We start from the raw sequence: 17290 nt of genomic DNA, 5'->3' as shown, positions 1-17290 counted from the left end.
GTTCTGTATAATGAACAACCCTTGAGTAAATAATAGTATTATTGTCCCAAATTGTAAATACAAATTATAAAAAATGTTCTAAATACTGTACGACAAAATTCTACATTCTTCACTATTGAGAACAAATCCTTATTAGTATATATTCAATATATAGAACAAATTTTATGACAGGGGCTATTAAATATGGACCATTCAATTAGAACACTTCCTTATTCTATTAACCGTGCAGATTCATTTTTTAAAAGATTAAAAGGATTGATGTTTCGAAAGGATCAGCTGGTGGAGGAGGGATTATGGATTGTACCGTGCAATTCCATCCATATGTGCTTTATGAATTTCGATATTGATGCTGTGTTTCTTAATAAAGAGGGACAAATTGTAAAAATGGTGGAGAAACTTAAGCCATGGAAGTTTGTGAAACCAGTACGAAATGCCTACTCAGTCATAGAACTTCCACCAGGTACGATTGCAAAATTAAGTTTAAAGCAAGGAGACATGCTTAAACTATAAAAAACAAACCATCTCACATTCGCGAGATGGTTTGTTTTATTGATACGCTTTTACATTTAATAATTTGTCTAAACCGACGATTTCAAAATTTTTCTTTTGCAGTTCCTCAATGATGATTGGCAGGGCCTTCTTTGTTTCAGTTTGTTCTGGAGTAGAATGCATTAAAATAATTTCGCCATTTCTGACATTATCAACGACATTTTTTACAATATTACTTGCTTCCTTTTGCGACCAATCAAGCGTGTCAATCGACCAAATCACAATCGAATAGCCTTCCTGTTGGGCAATGTCAGCTACCTGATTATTTGTTTCTCCATAGGGCGGACGGAGGATCGCAGGGCGAGCTCCAATAATCGCGGCGATTGCATCCTCTGTTTTTTCCAATTGAGATTGTATTTCTTGATTATTTAATTTGGTTAAATCTACATGGCTGTAGCTATGGTTTAAGATTAAATTTCCATTTTCATATGCTTTTTTTACAACATCGGGATGTTTCTCGACATTACTTCCAACAAAAAAGAAATTTCCCGTAACCTTATATTTATCTAATATATCAATGATCGCGGAAATAATCGAGGCATCAGGACCATCATCAAAAGTGAGAGCAACCCTTTTTACATTAGGACCATTAATGTAGACATTTTCCTGACCCTTTGAAAAATTGACGATTTGTTTTCGCCATTGCAGCATTTTATCCCAGGCAGAAGCAGATAGTTGATTTGAGTTCCCTTTAATATCAAGTAAATATCGTTCCGACCTTTGTTGATTAAAAACGGAGATATGGTCTACAACCTTGGTCTTCTCTGGAAGGACGAACTTTAGTTGAATATCTGCATTGATATTGTAAGTGTATATTTTGTCGTTATTGAATTCTGTTACTTGAGCTGGACTTCCAAAATAGGCTTTAATCTCCTCGACGGTAATTTCCTTGAGGTCTTTAGCATACGAGCGAACATCGAATATTTTTCCTTCAACATTAAAGCCGAAAGCAATTCCCCGTTTTTCAAATGTGGCATAATAGCCTGAGCCGGCACGGTCCATTCGGTCTGGCTCTCCCCATTTTTCTTTCACTTGATTGATGGTGCTATCGAGAGCACTAAATTCGCAATCATTAACCAATCCTAATTTCGCCTTCTTTTTAATATCTTCTAATTTGATTGATATAGGATTTACACCTTTCGGCTTGAGCTCCGTTTGCTTTGGCGGCAAATCTTCAACTGTTCTTTTATCTCGGTTTTGTGAAGTACATCCTGCTAACAGAAATAAAGCTATTACGATGAAGAGAAATTTCCATTTAACCACGATTCACACATCCCCTCAAATTGCCCTTCATTAATAATAGACGATTTATCTAATGTACTGTTTCATAAATCTGTCAAAAATAAGTTGCCGAATTCTTATTGACAATGATTCTCATTATCTTTAAAATGACGGTATAGATAACAGAGATATTTTTTACGAAGGGAGATTATCAACATGTATAACATGCTATATGGGTTGAAGGATATTCATACGGTTATTACTAATCATCGTAAAATCGGCGGGGCCGCCGAAGCGGATTCGATTTGTTTATCATCCGGTGAAACCTATCAAAACCCGGTGTTTACTAATGTTGATATCTCAAAAGGACAATATGTATCCGTTGGCTTTATCGATGAAAATGGCACAAATATGATTATCCATGTCGATCAAATTGCAGTCATCAAAGGACTGCAGCACAAGTTAATCTGCCAGCTGAATAATACTTATATTAAACAATTATTGCTTCGCGATACGCTGCAATACTTACAAAAACTTTGTGAAGTAAACCAAGGCTTTGTCACAAGCTCCTTTAAAAAAGAAGCCCTTAAGCTTGTCCGCGATATCAGTGTGAAGGAATTGAAACACCATAATATTTCGCTTCCATTCCCAGTGGAAGAAAAATTAGTGCAGTTATTTGCATAGCAAAACGAGGTCCCTTTCATGGCGGACCTCGTTTTTTATTGGAAAATTTCTGCTTGGCAGGCTAGGCGATAGCCATTGTTTAATGCATTCGCCAGCTTTTTATGTTCTTGCTCATTTGGCAGGGATATTGTTGGACCCTGTAAAACCTTTACGGTACATTGGCCGCATGTTCCTTTTCGGCATTTGTACTGAATTGGCTTCCCTTGGATCAGTGCCGCGTCTAGCAGTTTCCCTTTAACCGGGGAAATCTCGAATTTTTGGCTTCCTTGTTGAATAATGATTTTTTCAGGAATTGGCTTTGCTACTGGTTGTGGCTGCTGAATGGCTGGCGCTGTGCTGCCTGGAATGAGGGAGCCAACCGTAAATGCTCGCTGCCCCACCGGTTAATCTCCTACCGATTCCAGAGTGCAGATGGCGGACGGCCGTTTGATTCTTAAAACAACGGTTTCATATACACGGAACGGATGGTTCATCCCTTCCTGCCCCATATAGGCTGTATCAAAATCCTCTGATACGGCAAGATCGAGGTTGTTTCGTCCGGTATTGAGGATGACTCCAGCCCTGCCCTTTAACATCGGAGATTGGAACACCCCATCTGTCACCAATTCACGAATATGTTCAATTTCTAAAACATTTGTATCCTTATGTACACGGTGGATAAGGGAATAGAGTTCCGGTGAAAGGACAAGCGCAAAGGGTCCATGGTGATTCATCTCGAGCAGCTTGCTTCTGGCCTCGACAATATCCTGAAAGGCACTTCCTGATTCATACCATTCCCCAATTAGATGGGTTAAACGGCCTGGAACATTCATTAATCCTGGGATGTCGAATTCCTTTGCCCCGTGAAAAATCATTTGGTCCTCTAAATTGGCGACGTCTCTGGCAGCATTGGCAGCTGGTGAGAAATCAATCGGAATGTCTAATACCTTGGCTTGTTCCAGATCGCGCCAAAATAAAACGAAGTCTTTATATAGTAAGGGAATCGTATGGTTAACGCGTTTGCTGGATTCGAAGGTAGTATCAAAGGAGCCTTGGATATCCATTTTTGCTTCGTTGTTTTCCGTAAATATGTCATTGGCTATTGCTTGAACTCCGCGTCCGAGCGGGCCGTATAATTCGATAAATCGGCGGCCGACGAGCTGCCTGCGCGCTGTATCAATGACAGTATTATCTAATTGGGAAAATTCTTGATCCGTTAGGGGCGAATCAGGGAATAATTGTGATTTGTTCATTCGTTTTTCCTCTCCTTATTTAATTCATTGTTTCAGGATTACGCGGGTTTTTGAGTGATTTCCGCTAATTGTAGCCGTTATTCCGCGAAGTTTGATAATAATTCCGCGGAATCTATGATTAATTCCGCCTTCTTTGCGATTTATTCCGCGAAAACCCCGTTATTTATCTTAAACTTCCGACTGTAAATCCTTTTTTCATTTTAGCTGCACCGATAACTGGGGCAGCTGCAACTGGTGCAGAGCCCGAGCGGTCTAAATGATCATGATGCTCGTCATGATGGGCATGCGGGTCAACATAGTTCGTATCAAAACGGCTGTTGATCTCGTTTAACATCGCTTTTACCTGCTGATAGTCCTGATAAGATACTTCCCGCAATTGATTAAGCATCGTGCTCCGCTCTACATCTGTAAAGCGAAATAAGGCTAAATCGAGGTGTTCCACAAAGTTATGTAAGCCGAACTTTTCAAGATTGAGCTCTTGCAAAAGTCGATTAAACTCATTATTGGTCGGAGCAAAATCCTTCTCGCTTTTTTCCTTTTCAAATTTGCTGATGAGTGGAATAAGTTCCACCAAGCGCGACAGCCGTTGCTCCTCCTCTTCAAAAATATGGTGGTAATACAACCGCTCATGATCGTCAGTTGCATTTTGAATAACCGGATCGAGCATATTCATAAATTTTTCAATTGCATCCTTTGTGGTAATAAATATCCGATAAAATACCTTCAATTCTTCTTTCATTCTGCACACCCCTGAATAATCAACTAGAATTCATTATTGACGTTCAAGAGTTTCTTTAAAACTCCTCTTTCCATAATTTTTGAATAACTCTCGCTTCCCGAAACATACTAATTATGGTTATGTTCATTATCAATAGGAGGAGATTCAATTATGATGCAAAACCAACCACAAGGACAAATGCACCAAAATATGCATACAGGAGCAGTACCGCCGCAAATGAATCACGGGGGCCATGAACTTTTCGATGTACATGAAGTTATATCAAGCGCTATTGGTACGATGAATTCGTATTTAATGCTGCGTCAACACGTAAAAGATCCAGAATTAATGGATATTCTCGATCGTCAGTATCAATTTATGCAGGATGAATACAACATCACCTTGGAGTGTTTCAAAACAGGACAAGATCCATCAAAGCCGACAGGAAAATATATGATGAAGCAGGGCAACGATTGGGTATATGGCATGAAGCCTTCTCAGCCGAAAAAACCTTGGCAATCCGCTTCTGAGATTAATGATGAATACATTTCAAGCTGCATGCTTGCCTCTTGTAAAACTGGCGCTTCGATGAAGACCGTAGCTGCATGTGAGGTAACCAATCCAGTTGTGCGCCGTGTGCTTGCTGACTCCGTTCCGAATTGTATTGAAATGGCATATGAACTTTCTATTTATCAAAATAAAAACCATTACTACCAAGTTCCGCAGCTTGCCCAGCAGGATATGCAGCAAATCTTGAACGCATTTGCGCCTGCGCAAGGAATGCCACAGATGCAAAACAATATGAACAACATGAATATGAATAATATGAACATGAACAATATGAATCATTAAAAAAAGCTATCCTTTCCGATGTGGAAAGGATAGCTTCTTTCTGATGTTTGTTTATCTGAAATATACTCAAAAAATAAATGCTACAAAGATAAGAAATAACCATCTGCATCAAACTTCATTTCTTGCAGATCCTCTAAAACTTCGATGTTTTCTTTATCCTTCAACTCATTAAAAATAACTTCAGATACAAATAACTCCCCAATGTGAAGAGTATTTGGGATCCTTACGATTCTTGCCTCTTCGGAAGCCACTCCCCATGTAGCGCGTAAAGCCGCTTTTAGTGCTTCTTGGTCATTATCAAGAACAATTGGGATACTAGCCCGAGCTAAAAATGTACTTGTGACTACATTTTCATTCATAGTTTTCAAATCGATCTTTTCGAATAATCGCTTAGTTGTCAGGTCCGCTAAGCCAATTCCTAATGCATTACCGTGGCTTACTTCACTTAAATTGGAAGCAATCACATATTTGATACTAGGCTTTTTCGGCTCTTCGACTCCTAAAACACGGATTCGGCCAATAATATTCGTATCCATACCCGTGCCGCTGTAGTTTTTGCCAATCTCATCAACGACTAAAATATCGATTTCATCGACAGGAAGACTGGGCATCAAGTTAAAGGCTTTTTTCAATAATTCTCTTTCACGCTCTTCAATTTGCTCTGCTTCAATCGCTTCAATAATCGCCGTTTCTTCATGAGCATTTTCCACAATTGCTACACCAAATAAGGTATTGGAATTGGCAATTGCTACTTTTCCTACTTCAGGCATCATCTCACTAATTCCATAAATGCCATAAGTATGTAAAGCCAATGCCTGCTTATGTTTGCCCATACCAATAGAAGCCATTTTTAAGACGCCGCTTTCAATTTTATTTTTAAAATCGGTATGCGGCTTCACACGGCCCATTACGATAATTCCATCAGCATTGTAAGCAATCTTATCCACATAAACAGGAATACCTGCTGACGTGACTCCGACTTCCACCACATCCATGGATGAACGAATTTCACAACCAGTGAATTCTTCCGTACAACCTAAACTTTCCACCATCTCTTTCTGCCCTTCAGCTGTTGCGCCTCCGTGGCTTCCCATGGCAGGAATGATAAATGGTGTTGCGCCTCTTTTCTTAATTTCATCAGCTACACTTTTCACAATTAAAGGAATGTTGTTAATCCCCCTGCTTCCTACGGTAATGGCAATCTCCATGCCAGGCTTTATTTTTTCGTCTGCATTCACATGATTAAATTGCTCGGAAATCGTTCCTGGAATATCCTTTAGACTTTCCACCACAAAATTTTGTCTAATTTTAGCCATTTTAGGAAAAGACATCATACAAGTCCCCTTTCTTTATTGACAATACGTGAATAGCAAGAGATCATCGATGACCTCTTGCTTGAATATCTTTATTATAATTTCTCAGGAGCCAATTCAATCGCCATCCGAATTGCTTCTTTTAACGAAAGCTCATCCGCGATATTTTTTCCGGCAATATCAAAAGCGGTTCCATGGTCAACGCTTGTACGAATAATTGGAAGACCAACCGTAATATTGACGCCGGCTTCCAGACCCAATACTTTAATTGGCCCATGCCCCTGGTCATGATATTGTGCCACAACAATATCAAAATCGCCGCGTCTTGCTCTAAAGAATAAGGTATCGGCTGGAAGAGGCCCTTGTACATTAATTCCTTCTGCCTGAGCTTTTTCTACTGCAGGAATGATTTTTTCTTCTTCTTCTCCATTTCCGAAAAGGCCATTTTCGCCGGCATGAGGGTTAATTCCGCAAACGGCGATGCGTGGAGATTTAATCCCTGCTTTTTGTAAAGTATCATGTGCAAGTTTGATAACTGTGTATTGACGGTCAACATTAATTTTTTTAACCGCATCGATAATTCCGATATGGGTAGTTACATGAATAACACGTAATCCAGGAGCGGAAAGCATCATCGCGAAGTCTTTTGTGTTGGTTAATTCCGCTAATATTTCAGTATGTCCTGGGTAAATATGGCCAGCTTTATGAAGCGCCTCTTTATTTAAAGGTGCGGTACAAATTCCATGAATTTGTTTTTCATTTGCAAGAGCAATCGCCTTTTCTAAATAGCGGAATGCCGCATTTCCTGCCTCAGCAGAAACTTGTCCCCACGGTAAATCTTCAGAAACTAAATCCAAATCAATAATATCGATGGTTCCGTATTGAAACTTTGCTTCTTCCGGATTTGAAATGCTATTCAATTGAAGATCGCTATTGGTTACATCTAAAGCTCTTTTTAAAATTTTAAGATCGCCAATTACAAATGGTCGGCAATTTTCATAGATGTTATGATCGTTTAACGATTTAACGATAATTTCCGGTCCTACTCCTGATGGATCCCCCATTGTAATCGCGATGCTTGGTTTGTTGGCTGCCATTTTTGTTTCCTCCCATTATAAAATTTCCAATTGTCATTTATGAAATATTTATATATCTTCTATCGCAGTTTTCAATATGCGCATTAACTTCAGTAATCGTTTGAAGAGCTTTTGAAAGGGCTTGTTCCGTTCCAAATGCGCCCGCCTTTGTCACAAGAGGCATCCCGTCGAAGAAGCCGCCGAACAATTTCCCGTAAGGAATACCGGCTTCTACTTCCCCAATGACCCGAATTCCTTCGCCATTCAATACTTTACATGTGGCTCCTGCAATTTCACCGCCTGTTAAAACGGCCCCGCAAATCTTCCTGCTTTCTATTAATCGGCCTGCAATGATCCCCATCGATTGAGCAATGGTATTCCCTACATCAAAGTTCGATAAACCAAGCTGGCGTTGAAGCTCCTTCACCCTGTTGATGGTTTCGCGCTCCCGGTTGGTTGTGATCACTAAATCGCCTTTTTCCAATAAAGCTTGACCTGTTTTCACAATCCGATCAATTTCACGTTTTCTTCTATTTTCGTAAAAGAATTCTTCAGGAGAAATCACAATTTCTTCAACATGATTTTTCTCTTTCAGCACGTCTATTTGCCGATCAATGATCGGATTCACACTGCCTGCTACCACTAGTACCGGATGTCTTTCCCCAGTTTGTTTGCTGCATAGTTGCTCCTCAGGCTGGCCTGTGTTGAAAAGATGATAAGCAATCCCAGCTGAACCAACCCAAAGAAAATTCTCATGCAAAATTTCTGCAGCTTCCACAATCGTCTCTAGTTCTTCATCCGTTGTGGCATCAACGATAATGATTTTCGACATTTCCCCTGAGGACAGGTCATGCATCTTCTTAGATAAATGGCTTTTTCCTTTCCTTACATCAGAGATAGAAATGATTTCAATCTCCCGTTTACTTTGCTCCTGCAACAATTTAGGCAGGTAACTTTCTTTTACTGGGGTGACTGGATCTTGTGCGATTTCCGTTTCCCCTAGTAAGATACCATTAACAAAATGATTACCATTCATTGTAATCCTGTTGCTCTTTGGGAAAGCGGGGACAACGAACGAAATCTTATAATTAAATACATCCATGACGGCATCAATTTCCGGACCAATATTTCCTCTCATGGTGGAGTCTATTTTCTTAAATAGCTTTGGAACATTTAGGTTTTTCAATTGTTCTGCCAGATGAAAAACGACACTGTAAGCCTTTCTCGAATCGACCGCTCGGCTATCTGAATTTAAAACGATGACATCTTCATTTAAATGTGATGGTTGTAATGTTGTATCTGAAAATAGCACAGTGGTGTGTAGGCCCTGTTTGGCAAATTGGACACCCGTGTCATTTGCACCTGTTAAATCATCTGCTATCACCGCTAGTTTCACCTGCATCCCTACCCCCTTTACGCGCAATTTCAATATGTTTGCGTTTTATTATTTTTAGTCCGACTTCCATCGCCTATTCAAGTTTGGCTCTTATAACGGCTCTAAATACTGTTTCATTTTCAAGCGTTAAAAACGCTTTCAGCACTATTAATATTAAATCAAAATGTTGCATTTAGCAATATTTATTTATAAAAATTTCTACAAAATTTTCATTATGTTGCTATTTGCATCATTTTCGCCATAAAAAAAGGCAAGCTATTATTTTAGCTTGCGCCATAAGGTCGAGCGGTTAATCCCTAAACGTTTAGCTGCTTTGGATTGATTCAACCCTTCCTCTTCGAGCACCTTCGTGATTACTTGTTTTTCGATTTCTTCCAATGTTCCGCTTAAATCGATCGGTGCCAATGCATCAATCTTCTTCTCCTGCTGATCGAATCGTTTTAAAACGACGTCAACATCCTCTTTTTCAATATAATAAGCTTTTGTTTGTAAAAACAATTGCTCGATTACTTGTTTGAGCTGTTCAACATTTCCTGGCCAATCATAGTTGGTCAATTCCATTAATGCGTCCTGTCGAATCCCCACCACCAAACTGCCATATTTGGGATGTAATTCAGAAATAAAGACATGGACCAAGTCCTCAATATCTTCTCTGCGTTCCCGGAGCGGCGGTATACAAATGGATAATTTTCCTAACGAATGATACAATTCACCATTAAAAGTGCCAGTTTTGACCTTTTCTTCCATATTGCATTCAGAAGACACAAGCCATTGCAGCTTATTATACTTTTCATTCTGGACGATTTTGTTTAATTCATTTTGCAAATAACCGTTCAGCTGATCGATGTTCTTTAAGTAGATAACCCCATTCGCAAACGTTCGGAGAAAGTCATCGTTTATCAGATCCTTTAGCTGCTCTGCGTTTAATACGTCACAATGTACGACGATAAAAGGTTCATTCATCGATTTCCTTTTTGAATAAAGGGATAGGGCAGCTAATTCTTTGCCATTTCCCGTTTCTCCAATAATCCAGACGGGTTCTTCACCTATACTGTATTGATCGATTTGTTTTAACACCCGCTGGATCGCTTCACTTTTTCCTGAAATCGGGGTATACGATGCGGATGTATGAATTTCTATCGCATTCTTTTGGATACTTTCCCGATCCTGAAAATGCGTTTGATGAGAAAGGCTTTTTTCAAAAAATAAGACAACCGCATCCTCTTTAGAGCTTGCTGTTATTTTCCAAAACGAAGGATGGATGTGGATGGTTTTGATTTGAATTTCATCTCTCGTCTCTTGTATTAATCTTTTAATTTCCGGCAAATTCTCTAGGTTCATACCATGAAATTCTTTATTGAAACGCTCATTTCCATATACCATTTTTTCTTCGCGGTTAAAAACCCCGACCGCCTGTTCATTGCAATCGAGAATCGATTGAAATAAAGAAACATCCTGTTGGAGCTGCGAATATATCCGATAAGTCCTTCTCGCTTCTTCTAATGCATCAATAATAGCTTCCTTACCAGAAGTAATGAGAACTCCTGTCAGCCCCAATTGTCTGGCAGACTGGACCGTTACAACGTCTCCAATGACCACCTCATAGCCAAGGCTTTTTAAATGGGCTAATTTTTCTTGAACCTCGATCTCCTGTGTAATCGTGAATGTCTCAATATCTAAATCAAGCAGCTTACAGATCGTAGAAGCCCCATGTGTAATATTCGAGAAACCAACAATGGCAGCTTTACGTGAAAATCCTTTAACGAGTGTGATAATGCGTAATACATCATAGCCAGTCACCTGGATATCTATCACAGGTAAAGATACGGCCTCCTGAATCATCGAAGCTGTTCCGCCGCGGCTGATGATGACATGGTAGCCATTATGCTCAGCTGCCTTGGCAATAGCTACCCCTTCATGCAAGTTCCCTAATTCAATATCTAATTGAATGTCATCCACCTGTTGCTGGATTTCTTTCATCATTTCAAACAATCCCTCATAAGGGACAATCACCAATGTCTTCATCATTACCCTTCACCTACTGAGATATCCTCTATTCTTCTATTTTCCATTATTGGCTCACCTTAGTAAAGCTTGGTTTCAACACTTTATTCATACTGCCGCTGACATAGCCTTGAAGATCAAGCGTGACATATTTGTAACCGAAGTGTTGGAGGTTTTCCAATATATCTTGGTAGTGTGCCAGCACCAATGGCATATCCTGAGGCTCTACTTCAATTCTTGCGATCTCTTGATGTGTCCGCACGCGCACTTGTCTAATTCCCAAGCCTTTGATATAAGCCTCGGATTTTTCAATCTTCGTTAATTTTTCCTGCGTAATTTTTTCACCATAAGCAATGCGAGACGATAAACAGGCGAAAGAAGGTTTTTCCCAGGTAGGCAAGTTTAATTGTTTCGAAAGCTCTCGGATTTCTTCTTTAAAAAGATTCGCCTCTTGGAGCGGCCCGCGGACACCATGTTCTCTGGCTGCACGTACACCAGGACGATGCTCACTCATATCGTCAGCAATCAAACCATATACTACGTTTTCAAACCCCTGCTGATGCATAATAGGAATAATTTGTTCAAACAAGCCATTTTTACAGAAATAGCAGCGGTTTTGGTCATTTTCTACATAGCCTGGTATATTTAATTCAGAGGTTTCAATCACTTGGTGGTCTGCCCCAATCATTTTTGCTAATCTTTTAGCTTCTTCTAATTCACTGGAAGGGTACGTTTCCGAATCAGCCGTCACAGCCAGGACTTGTCCCACTCCTAAAACATCAACAGCTACTTTTAATAAAAAAGTACTATCCACACCACCCGAAAAAGCAACAACTACATTTCCCATTTCACGTAAAATTTCTTTCAACTTTTCATACTTCTCATTCATGCCGAATTCCACCTATCTCAATATTTTAAACCATATCTGATTTGACTTATGCATTTTGCAACACTATTAAAAGTATAAGCTAATTTCTATTAAAGTAAAAGCAGGCAGTAATTTGATTTGCAATATTCGCAAATTTTTTATCCATTAAAAAAAGAAACCATTTTATAGAATCTATAAAATGGCCCCTTCTTTATTTTATAAGAACATATCTAATATTAAAGTGAAGACTAATCCTGATACACCAACGATTGTTGAAAGCACCGTGTAAGTTCCAAATGCTTCTTTGATGTTCATGCCTAGAGATTCTTTAACCATCCAGAATCCAGCGTCGTTCACGTGTGATGCGATTGCACTTCCGGCTCCTGTTGCCAAAGCAACCAGTTCCAAGTTAACATCCGGCATAGTGGAAAGCAATGGAAGTACTAATCCAGGTGTTGTTAAGGTAGCAACCGTTCCAGATCCTAAGCAAACACGTAATAATGCTGCGACAATCCAGGCAAAAAGAATTGGTGACATATGGGTACCTTCAAATAATTTTGCGACATAATCACCAACATGGCCATCAATAAGCACTTGTTTTAAGGCGCCGCCGCCGCCGATAATTAAAAGCAGCATTCCCAAGGCATTCACCGCTGAGGAACAAGAATCCATTAACTTTTTCACCGGAATTTTCCTTTGTAATCCCATGGTGAAGACTGCGAATAAAACGGAAAGAATCATAGCAGAGTCAGAGTTCGTAATAAAGCGAATAAAGCCTACTAACGCGTTATCCTTAAATCCTAATTCTGGCTGGGTGATATCAACAATAGCGCCAATAGACATTAAGATGACAGGAAATAGTGCAGTGAAAACAGAGATTCCAAAACCTGGTGTTTCTTCTAATTTAAATGTTTTTTGTACCCCAAAAGATGAACTGCCTTCTTTAGTGAATGCAGACGGTACAATTTTTTGTGCAATTTTTGGATACCAAATACCAGCTAAAATGACCGTTGGGATGGCAATGATGATTCCGTAAAGTAACATGAGACCAACATTGGCATGATATTCTGCTGCAACAGCAATTGGGCCCGGATGCGGTGGCAAGAAAGCATGAGCCGCCAGGGCAGCTGTAACCATCGGAAGACCTAGTTTTACAATGGAAACTTTTAGTTCTTTTGCAATCGAGAAAATAATTGGGATTAATAATACAATGGTAACTTCAAGGAATAAAGCGATTCCACAAATGAATGAAGCGATTAAAACAGCCCATTGAATTCTTTTTTCACCGAATTTATTAATTAAGGTTGTTGCGATTCGGTGTGCACCACCTGCATCGGCGATTAATCGGCCAAGCATGGCGCCAAGTCCAAAGATGATTCCAATATGACCAAGCGTTCCACCTAAACCGGTTTCAATTGAATGAACAACATCCTTCATTGGAATGCCCAATGCTAAAGCAACAAGATATGAAACAATGATTAATGAAACGAACGTGTTCAATTTGAAGCGCATAATTAAAATAAGTAATAATACTACCCCTATTGCAATTATTACTAAAGGCATAATTGTTTTCCCCCATCTTCCTTCTTTTTTTATAAAAATATTAGATGATTTCTTTTACATCTGACGTATATCGATTGTTCTTACATACAACATTTCTGCCCCTTCACCAAATGACTCTCGGCACGTTTGCAAATGCTTTCATCAAAGCGGATAAAAATATCAGGAGTTTAGACTCACTGATCTTTATTCCCTATTATTCGCTTTAGTTAGAAATGTTGTTCTATGAAACATCTATTTTCTTAACCTAAAGATAAAATTGCAACATTTTTATCAGGCGTGATTCATAGAATTTGTAATACTGTCGTATATCGCATCACATGTTAACGTTATCATTTTATTATCTTCGTTAAAAGTTGTCAATAGGACAAGTTGTATTATTTTTTGTTAGTTTTTTCAACAAATATCATTTCTATCGAAAGATCACCTCTTATTCCCGCAACACAATTAGGCGAATTGACTGAACTATTTTTATTCTCTCCTTAAATCTGCAAGGTATTACCAACTATTAATGATAAAAAAAACGGATAAAGGCCATAACCTTTAACCGCTTTGCTGAACATTTTTATTAATCTTGATTGAGTTTCTTCCAAACCTGCTCATATATTTGTTTCAATGGGATACGATGAAGTTGGGCTATTTCTTTACACTCCTCATATTCTGGGGTTGTTATGAGGATGTGAAACCAATTTTACTCCTCCTACGGCCTATTTTCCAACAATGACACGGAGTACATTTGGACGGTCTTTAAAAGTTTTGGTTCCAGCACCATACCCAATTGATTCTACTTTCATAGATGGAATCGCGCAAAATTCTTCTGCCAGCACTGCTACAATAGCTGCACCCGTAGGGGTTGTAAGTTCAAATCGCACATTGCTTTGTTCAATCGGTACACCTTTTAGTACCTCTAGTGTGGCTGGTGCTGGAACTGGATAAATACCGTGATCAATATGTATTTTTCCTGAGCCGACAGGAACAGCTGAAGCTTTTATTTTCTTAATGTCTAACTGATGAATTAAGATGGCCGCTCCAACAATATCAATGATCGAATCGACTGCACCTACTTCATGAAAATGAACTTTTTCTAATGGCATACCATGAATATGCCCTTCTGCTTCACCAATTTTCCGAAAGATTTTTATTGAAGTCTCTTTCACTTCAGGGGCCAATTCGGATGATTCAATCATTTTTACAATATCACTGTATGAACGGTGATGATGATGGTGATCAAGTTCATGATGATGTTCATGCTCGTGATGATGGTGATCATGTTCATGATGGTGGTCATGCTCATGGTGATGGTGATTATGTTCATGATGGTGGTCATGCTCATGGTGATGGTGATTATGTTCATGATGGTGACCAGTTTCTGCTAACACTACATCAAACTTAGTACTTGTGATTCCGTTCTTCACGATTTTCTTCCACGTCAATTGATATTCATCTTCAAAATTAAGCTTTTTTAATTCATTTTCTAATACAGCCGGATCTGCCCCTGCATCTAAAAGTGCTCCAATGAACATATCACCGCTGATCCCCGAAAAACAATCGATATAAAGTGTTTTCATCCTTTGTTGCCTCCTTTTCTTGCGATGTTATCAATCAGTACAGCGTTGTACGCAGCACCAAATCCATTGTCAATATTTACAACACTGATGCCAGACGCACATGAATTCAACATGGTCAATAACGCTGATAGACCATGGAAATTGGCGCCATAACCAACGCTGGTTGGGACGGCAATGACCGGATGCGATACAAGTCCCCCAACGACACTTGGCAATGCGCCTTCCATTCCTGCTACTACTACTGAAACAGTCGCCTGTTGGATTTGTTCAATATTATCAAATAAGCGATGAATCCCAGCGACACCTACATCATAAAAGCGGCGTACTTCACTTCCCAATGCCTCTGCTGTTACTGCTGCTTCTTCGGCCACCCTCAAATCTGATGTACCAGCACAAACAATGGCAACGTAGCCTTGATAAGAATCCTTACTATTTTTGTTCTCTTTCCAGAAGAGAATCTGTGCTGTTTCATTATAGATAAATTCAGGATACTCACGAAGGATAAAATCAGCTTTTTCTTCTGATATCCGTGTAACTAAGACATCATTACCTTTTAATTTGATGGCTTGAATGATGGAAAGAATTTGTTCTTTCGTCTTCCCTTCCCCATAAATCACTTCCGGGAACCCTTGACGATTCTTACGATGATGATCGACCTTGGCAAAGCCTAAATTCTCATATGTAGCCAACTTATTTTTAGCCTCTGAAACACTTAATTTGCCCTTTTGAACTTGTTGCAATATCTCTTCCAGCATTTTTTTCACACCCTAAACAATCTGTTTTCCGAATCTATATTTCCCATCATTTTCCTTAAGAGGTTCAAAAATACTTTGAAACATCATTAGCTAACATTTCATACCGCCAGTATTTTTATAGCCCCCCAATTATAGAATATTTTTCGGTAAATACATAGCCAAAAGAATCTCCTTTTTACTTTGGTTTTGTCAATTCTCTGTTTCTTAGAGTGAACAAAAAAAGAAATCGAGCATTATGGATACTGGAAAACTATGAAAAGTGTACTCCAAGGAACGGTAAATATAATAAGGAATTACTTAAAAAGAAAATAGCTTTTGAGAAATCTTTTTTTCGAATATAAAAAAGACCAGCCTTTTTGACTGGTCTTGTTATCCACCTATGTATGGTGGAGACGGCGGGAATCGAACCCGCGTCCAAAGATATCGGCACTTAAGCTTCTACGAGTGTAGTCGACATATTCGCGTTTCGCTGAGCCATTTGCCTATCGACAGGCGTCCGGTCAGCTAGTCTGGTTGTTCTCTTCCTTCGCCCTCAGACGGTGGACTCCGGCGTAGCCTACTAAGAGTGAGTCCGCTACCCTACCACATAGGCGATGGAGGGGCGAACAGCTATGCAGTATTAAGCTGCGAAAGCTAAGTTGTTGTTAGTTTTGCCAGTTATAGGCGTTGACGTTTTAACGAGGCCGATCCCCTCGACTCGCAACCCAAGCTCGAACTACCCCTGTCGAATCCGTAGCGTCCCCATTATAAAATGTGCTAAATCAACTTAATGATTCTAGCAGACGTTATCGGATGCTCAAGTAAGCTGTTTGAGCAAAAGATTGTGTCGCACCTTAGCGACAAACTTATTATAACACATTGTGAGGAGATTTCAATTGTAATTATTTGTAAGCTACATCTTTTGACGATCGCGGAATGCCCGCTCAATCTCTCGCTTCGCTTCTTTTTGCTTTAACGCTTCACGCTTATCATAATTTTTCTTACCTTTTGCCAGACCGATTAATACCTTGCAAAAACCATTTTTCAAATACATTTTCAATGGAACAAGTGCATATCCCGCTTCTTTTGTTTCGCCGATGAGCTTGTCGATTTCACGCTTATGAAGCAATAGCTTCCTTGTTCTTAATGGGTCGTGATTGTAGCGATTGCCCTGCTCATATGGGCTGATATGCAAACCAATTAATACAGCCTCTCCATTTATTATTCGCGCATAGGAATCCTTGAGATTGGTTTTTCCTGCTCGAATGGACTTTATCTCTGTCCCTTGAAGAACAATTCCGGCCTCGTATGTTTCTTCAATAAAGTAATCATGGTAAGCCTTTTTATTATTTGCAACGACTTTCCCTTCACCTTTTGGCATTTTTTTCACCTCGTTTATGGATTTTATTTTAGCAAAATAATCTACCTGGTACAATTAAAAGAATGCCGTTCACACAGTTATCCGTAATTGGACTACATTGAGGTAATCTCTTATTGACCGCGGCCTCTCTTCTT

General features: G+C 39.4%; 16 protein-coding genes and 1 other RNA gene. 3 read left to right on the top strand and 14 right to left on the bottom strand.

Annotated elements, in window-relative coordinates:
• The first annotated feature begins 183 nt into the window (after positions 1-183).
• Positions 184-510, top strand: a complete 327-nt coding sequence (locus V7161_RS21575) for a DUF192 domain-containing protein (RefSeq protein ID WP_335714925.1) — start codon at positions 184-186, stop codon at positions 508-510.
• A 36-nt stretch (positions 511-546) separates the two neighbouring features.
• Here the strand turns inward: V7161_RS21575 and V7161_RS21570 are convergent, their stop codons facing one another.
• Positions 547-1812 (bottom strand): DUF4309 domain-containing protein, encoded by a 1266-nt coding sequence (locus tag V7161_RS21570; protein WP_335714924.1) that lies wholly within the window; start codon positions 1810-1812, stop codon positions 547-549.
• A 174-nt stretch (positions 1813-1986) separates the two neighbouring features.
• Between V7161_RS21570 and V7161_RS21565 the strand changes: the two genes are divergently transcribed.
• Positions 1987-2454 carry a hypothetical protein gene (locus tag V7161_RS21565; RefSeq protein ID WP_335714923.1) on the top strand — a complete coding sequence of 156 codons (468 nt, stop codon included), beginning with the start codon at positions 1987-1989 and terminating at the stop codon, positions 2452-2454.
• 35 nt (positions 2455-2489) lie between these two features.
• Here V7161_RS21565 and V7161_RS21560 read toward each other — a convergent pair whose 3' ends face one another.
• From V7161_RS21560 to V7161_RS21550, 3 genes are all read right to left on the bottom strand, one after another.
• On the bottom strand, positions 2490-2834 hold the full coding sequence (locus V7161_RS21560) for a 2Fe-2S iron-sulfur cluster-binding protein (protein ID WP_335714922.1): 345 nt from the start codon (positions 2832-2834) through the stop codon (positions 2490-2492).
• Between the two features lie 3 nt (positions 2835-2837).
• Positions 2838-3686: a family 1 encapsulin nanocompartment shell protein gene (locus tag V7161_RS21555; protein ID WP_335714921.1), complete on the bottom strand. Its 849-nt coding sequence runs from the start codon at positions 3684-3686 to the stop codon at positions 2838-2840.
• Between the two features lie 163 nt (positions 3687-3849).
• Positions 3850-4425, bottom strand: coding sequence for an IMEF encapsulin system ferritin-like cargo protein (locus V7161_RS21550; RefSeq protein ID WP_335714920.1), 576 nt, complete (start codon positions 4423-4425; stop codon positions 3850-3852).
• A gap of 153 nt (positions 4426-4578) precedes the next feature.
• Between V7161_RS21550 and V7161_RS21545 the strand changes: the two genes are divergently transcribed.
• Positions 4579-5256 (top strand): spore coat protein, encoded by a 678-nt coding sequence (locus tag V7161_RS21545; RefSeq protein WP_335714926.1) that lies wholly within the window; start codon positions 4579-4581, stop codon positions 5254-5256.
• A gap of 80 nt (positions 5257-5336) precedes the next feature.
• Here the strand turns inward: V7161_RS21545 and V7161_RS21540 are convergent, their stop codons facing one another.
• The 10 genes from V7161_RS21540 to smpB all read right to left on the bottom strand — a co-directional run bounded on the left by V7161_RS21540 (position 5337) and on the right by smpB (position 17156).
• Complete coding sequence (locus V7161_RS21540) at positions 5337-6587, bottom strand: lactate racemase domain-containing protein (protein ID WP_335714919.1); 1251 nt, start codon at positions 6585-6587, stop codon at positions 5337-5339.
• A gap of 77 nt (positions 6588-6664) precedes the next feature.
• Positions 6665-7666: a 4-hydroxythreonine-4-phosphate dehydrogenase PdxA gene (gene pdxA, locus V7161_RS21535; protein ID WP_335714918.1), complete on the bottom strand. Its 1002-nt coding sequence runs from the start codon at positions 7664-7666 to the stop codon at positions 6665-6667.
• 37 nt (positions 7667-7703) lie between these two features.
• The gene (locus V7161_RS21530) at positions 7704-9047 is read right to left on the bottom strand and encodes a four-carbon acid sugar kinase family protein (protein WP_335714917.1); all 1344 of its coding nucleotides are present in this window, start codon (positions 9045-9047) and stop codon (positions 7704-7706) included.
• Positions 9048-9299: 252 nt separating this feature from the next.
• Positions 9300-11069, bottom strand: a complete 1770-nt coding sequence (locus V7161_RS21525) for a sigma-54-dependent Fis family transcriptional regulator (RefSeq protein WP_335714916.1) — start codon at positions 11067-11069, stop codon at positions 9300-9302.
• A gap of 43 nt (positions 11070-11112) precedes the next feature.
• Complete coding sequence (gene larE, locus V7161_RS21520) at positions 11113-11934, bottom strand: ATP-dependent sacrificial sulfur transferase LarE (RefSeq protein WP_335714915.1); 822 nt, start codon at positions 11932-11934, stop codon at positions 11113-11115.
• Positions 11935-12129: 195 nt separating this feature from the next.
• Positions 12130-13476 (bottom strand): gluconate:H+ symporter, encoded by a 1347-nt coding sequence (locus V7161_RS21515; protein ID WP_335714914.1) that lies wholly within the window; start codon positions 13474-13476, stop codon positions 12130-12132.
• A gap of 704 nt (positions 13477-14180) precedes the next feature.
• Positions 14181-15041: a LarC family nickel insertion protein gene (locus V7161_RS21510; RefSeq protein ID WP_335714913.1), complete on the bottom strand. Its 861-nt coding sequence runs from the start codon at positions 15039-15041 to the stop codon at positions 14181-14183.
• Positions 15038-15796 carry a nickel pincer cofactor biosynthesis protein LarB gene (gene larB, locus V7161_RS21505; protein WP_335714912.1) on the bottom strand — a complete coding sequence of 253 codons (759 nt, stop codon included), beginning with the start codon at positions 15794-15796 and terminating at the stop codon, positions 15038-15040. Before larB ends, V7161_RS21510 begins: the two co-directional genes overlap by 4 nt.
• A gap of 384 nt (positions 15797-16180) precedes the next feature.
• Positions 16181-16539, bottom strand: a transfer-messenger RNA (tmRNA) gene (gene ssrA / locus V7161_RS21500).
• A gap of 149 nt (positions 16540-16688) precedes the next feature.
• Positions 16689-17156 carry an SsrA-binding protein SmpB gene (gene smpB, locus V7161_RS21495; RefSeq protein ID WP_289989371.1) on the bottom strand — a complete coding sequence of 156 codons (468 nt, stop codon included), beginning with the start codon at positions 17154-17156 and terminating at the stop codon, positions 16689-16691.
• Between the last annotated feature and the right edge of the window lie 134 nt (positions 17157-17290).

The sequence above is a fragment of the Neobacillus drentensis genome, from assembly GCF_036965425.1.
GTDB lineage: Bacteria > Bacillota > Bacilli > Bacillales > Cytobacillaceae > Neobacillus > Neobacillus drentensis_F.
The sequence above is the reverse complement of the archived record's forward strand: the minus strand, read 5'-3'. Positions and strand labels throughout refer to the sequence as shown.

What these genes read in the sequence shown, in the direction of transcription:
- V7161_RS21575 (WP_335714925.1), top strand. Translation starts at nt 184, where the DNA reads ATGGACCATTCAATTAGAACACTTCCTTATTCTATTAACCGTGCAGAT.
- V7161_RS21565 (WP_335714923.1), top strand. Translation starts at nt 1,987, where the DNA reads ATGTATAACATGCTATATGGGTTGAAGGATATTCATACGGTTATTACT.
- V7161_RS21555 (WP_335714921.1), bottom strand. Translation starts at nt 3,686, where the DNA reads ATGAACAAATCACAATTATTCCCTGATTCGCCCCTAACGGATCAAGAA.
- V7161_RS21550 (WP_335714920.1), bottom strand. Translation starts at nt 4,425, where the DNA reads ATGAAAGAAGAATTGAAGGTATTTTATCGGATATTTATTACCACAAAG.
- V7161_RS21545 (WP_335714926.1), top strand. Translation starts at nt 4,579, where the DNA reads ATGCAAAACCAACCACAAGGACAAATGCACCAAAATATGCATACAGGA.
- V7161_RS21540 (WP_335714919.1), bottom strand. Translation starts at nt 6,587, where the DNA reads ATGTCTTTTCCTAAAATGGCTAAAATTAGACAAAATTTTGTGGTGGAA.
- pdxA (WP_335714918.1), bottom strand. Translation starts at nt 7,666, where the DNA reads ATGGCAGCCAACAAACCAAGCATCGCGATTACAATGGGGGATCCATCA.
- V7161_RS21530 (WP_335714917.1), bottom strand. Translation starts at nt 9,047, where the DNA reads ATGCAGGTGAAACTAGCGGTGATAGCAGATGATTTAACAGGTGCAAAT.
- V7161_RS21525 (WP_335714916.1), bottom strand. Translation starts at nt 11,069, where the DNA reads ATGATGAAGACATTGGTGATTGTCCCTTATGAGGGATTGTTTGAAATG.
- larE (WP_335714915.1), bottom strand. Translation starts at nt 11,934, where the DNA reads ATGAATGAGAAGTATGAAAAGTTGAAAGAAATTTTACGTGAAATGGGA.
- V7161_RS21515 (WP_335714914.1), bottom strand. Translation starts at nt 13,476, where the DNA reads ATGCCTTTAGTAATAATTGCAATAGGGGTAGTATTATTACTTATTTTA.
- V7161_RS21510 (WP_335714913.1), bottom strand. Translation starts at nt 15,041, where the DNA reads ATGAAAACACTTTATATCGATTGTTTTTCGGGGATCAGCGGTGATATG.
- larB (WP_335714912.1), bottom strand. Translation starts at nt 15,796, where the DNA reads ATGCTGGAAGAGATATTGCAACAAGTTCAAAAGGGCAAATTAAGTGTT.
- smpB (WP_289989371.1), bottom strand. Translation starts at nt 17,156, where the DNA reads ATGCCAAAAGGTGAAGGGAAAGTCGTTGCAAATAATAAAAAGGCTTAC.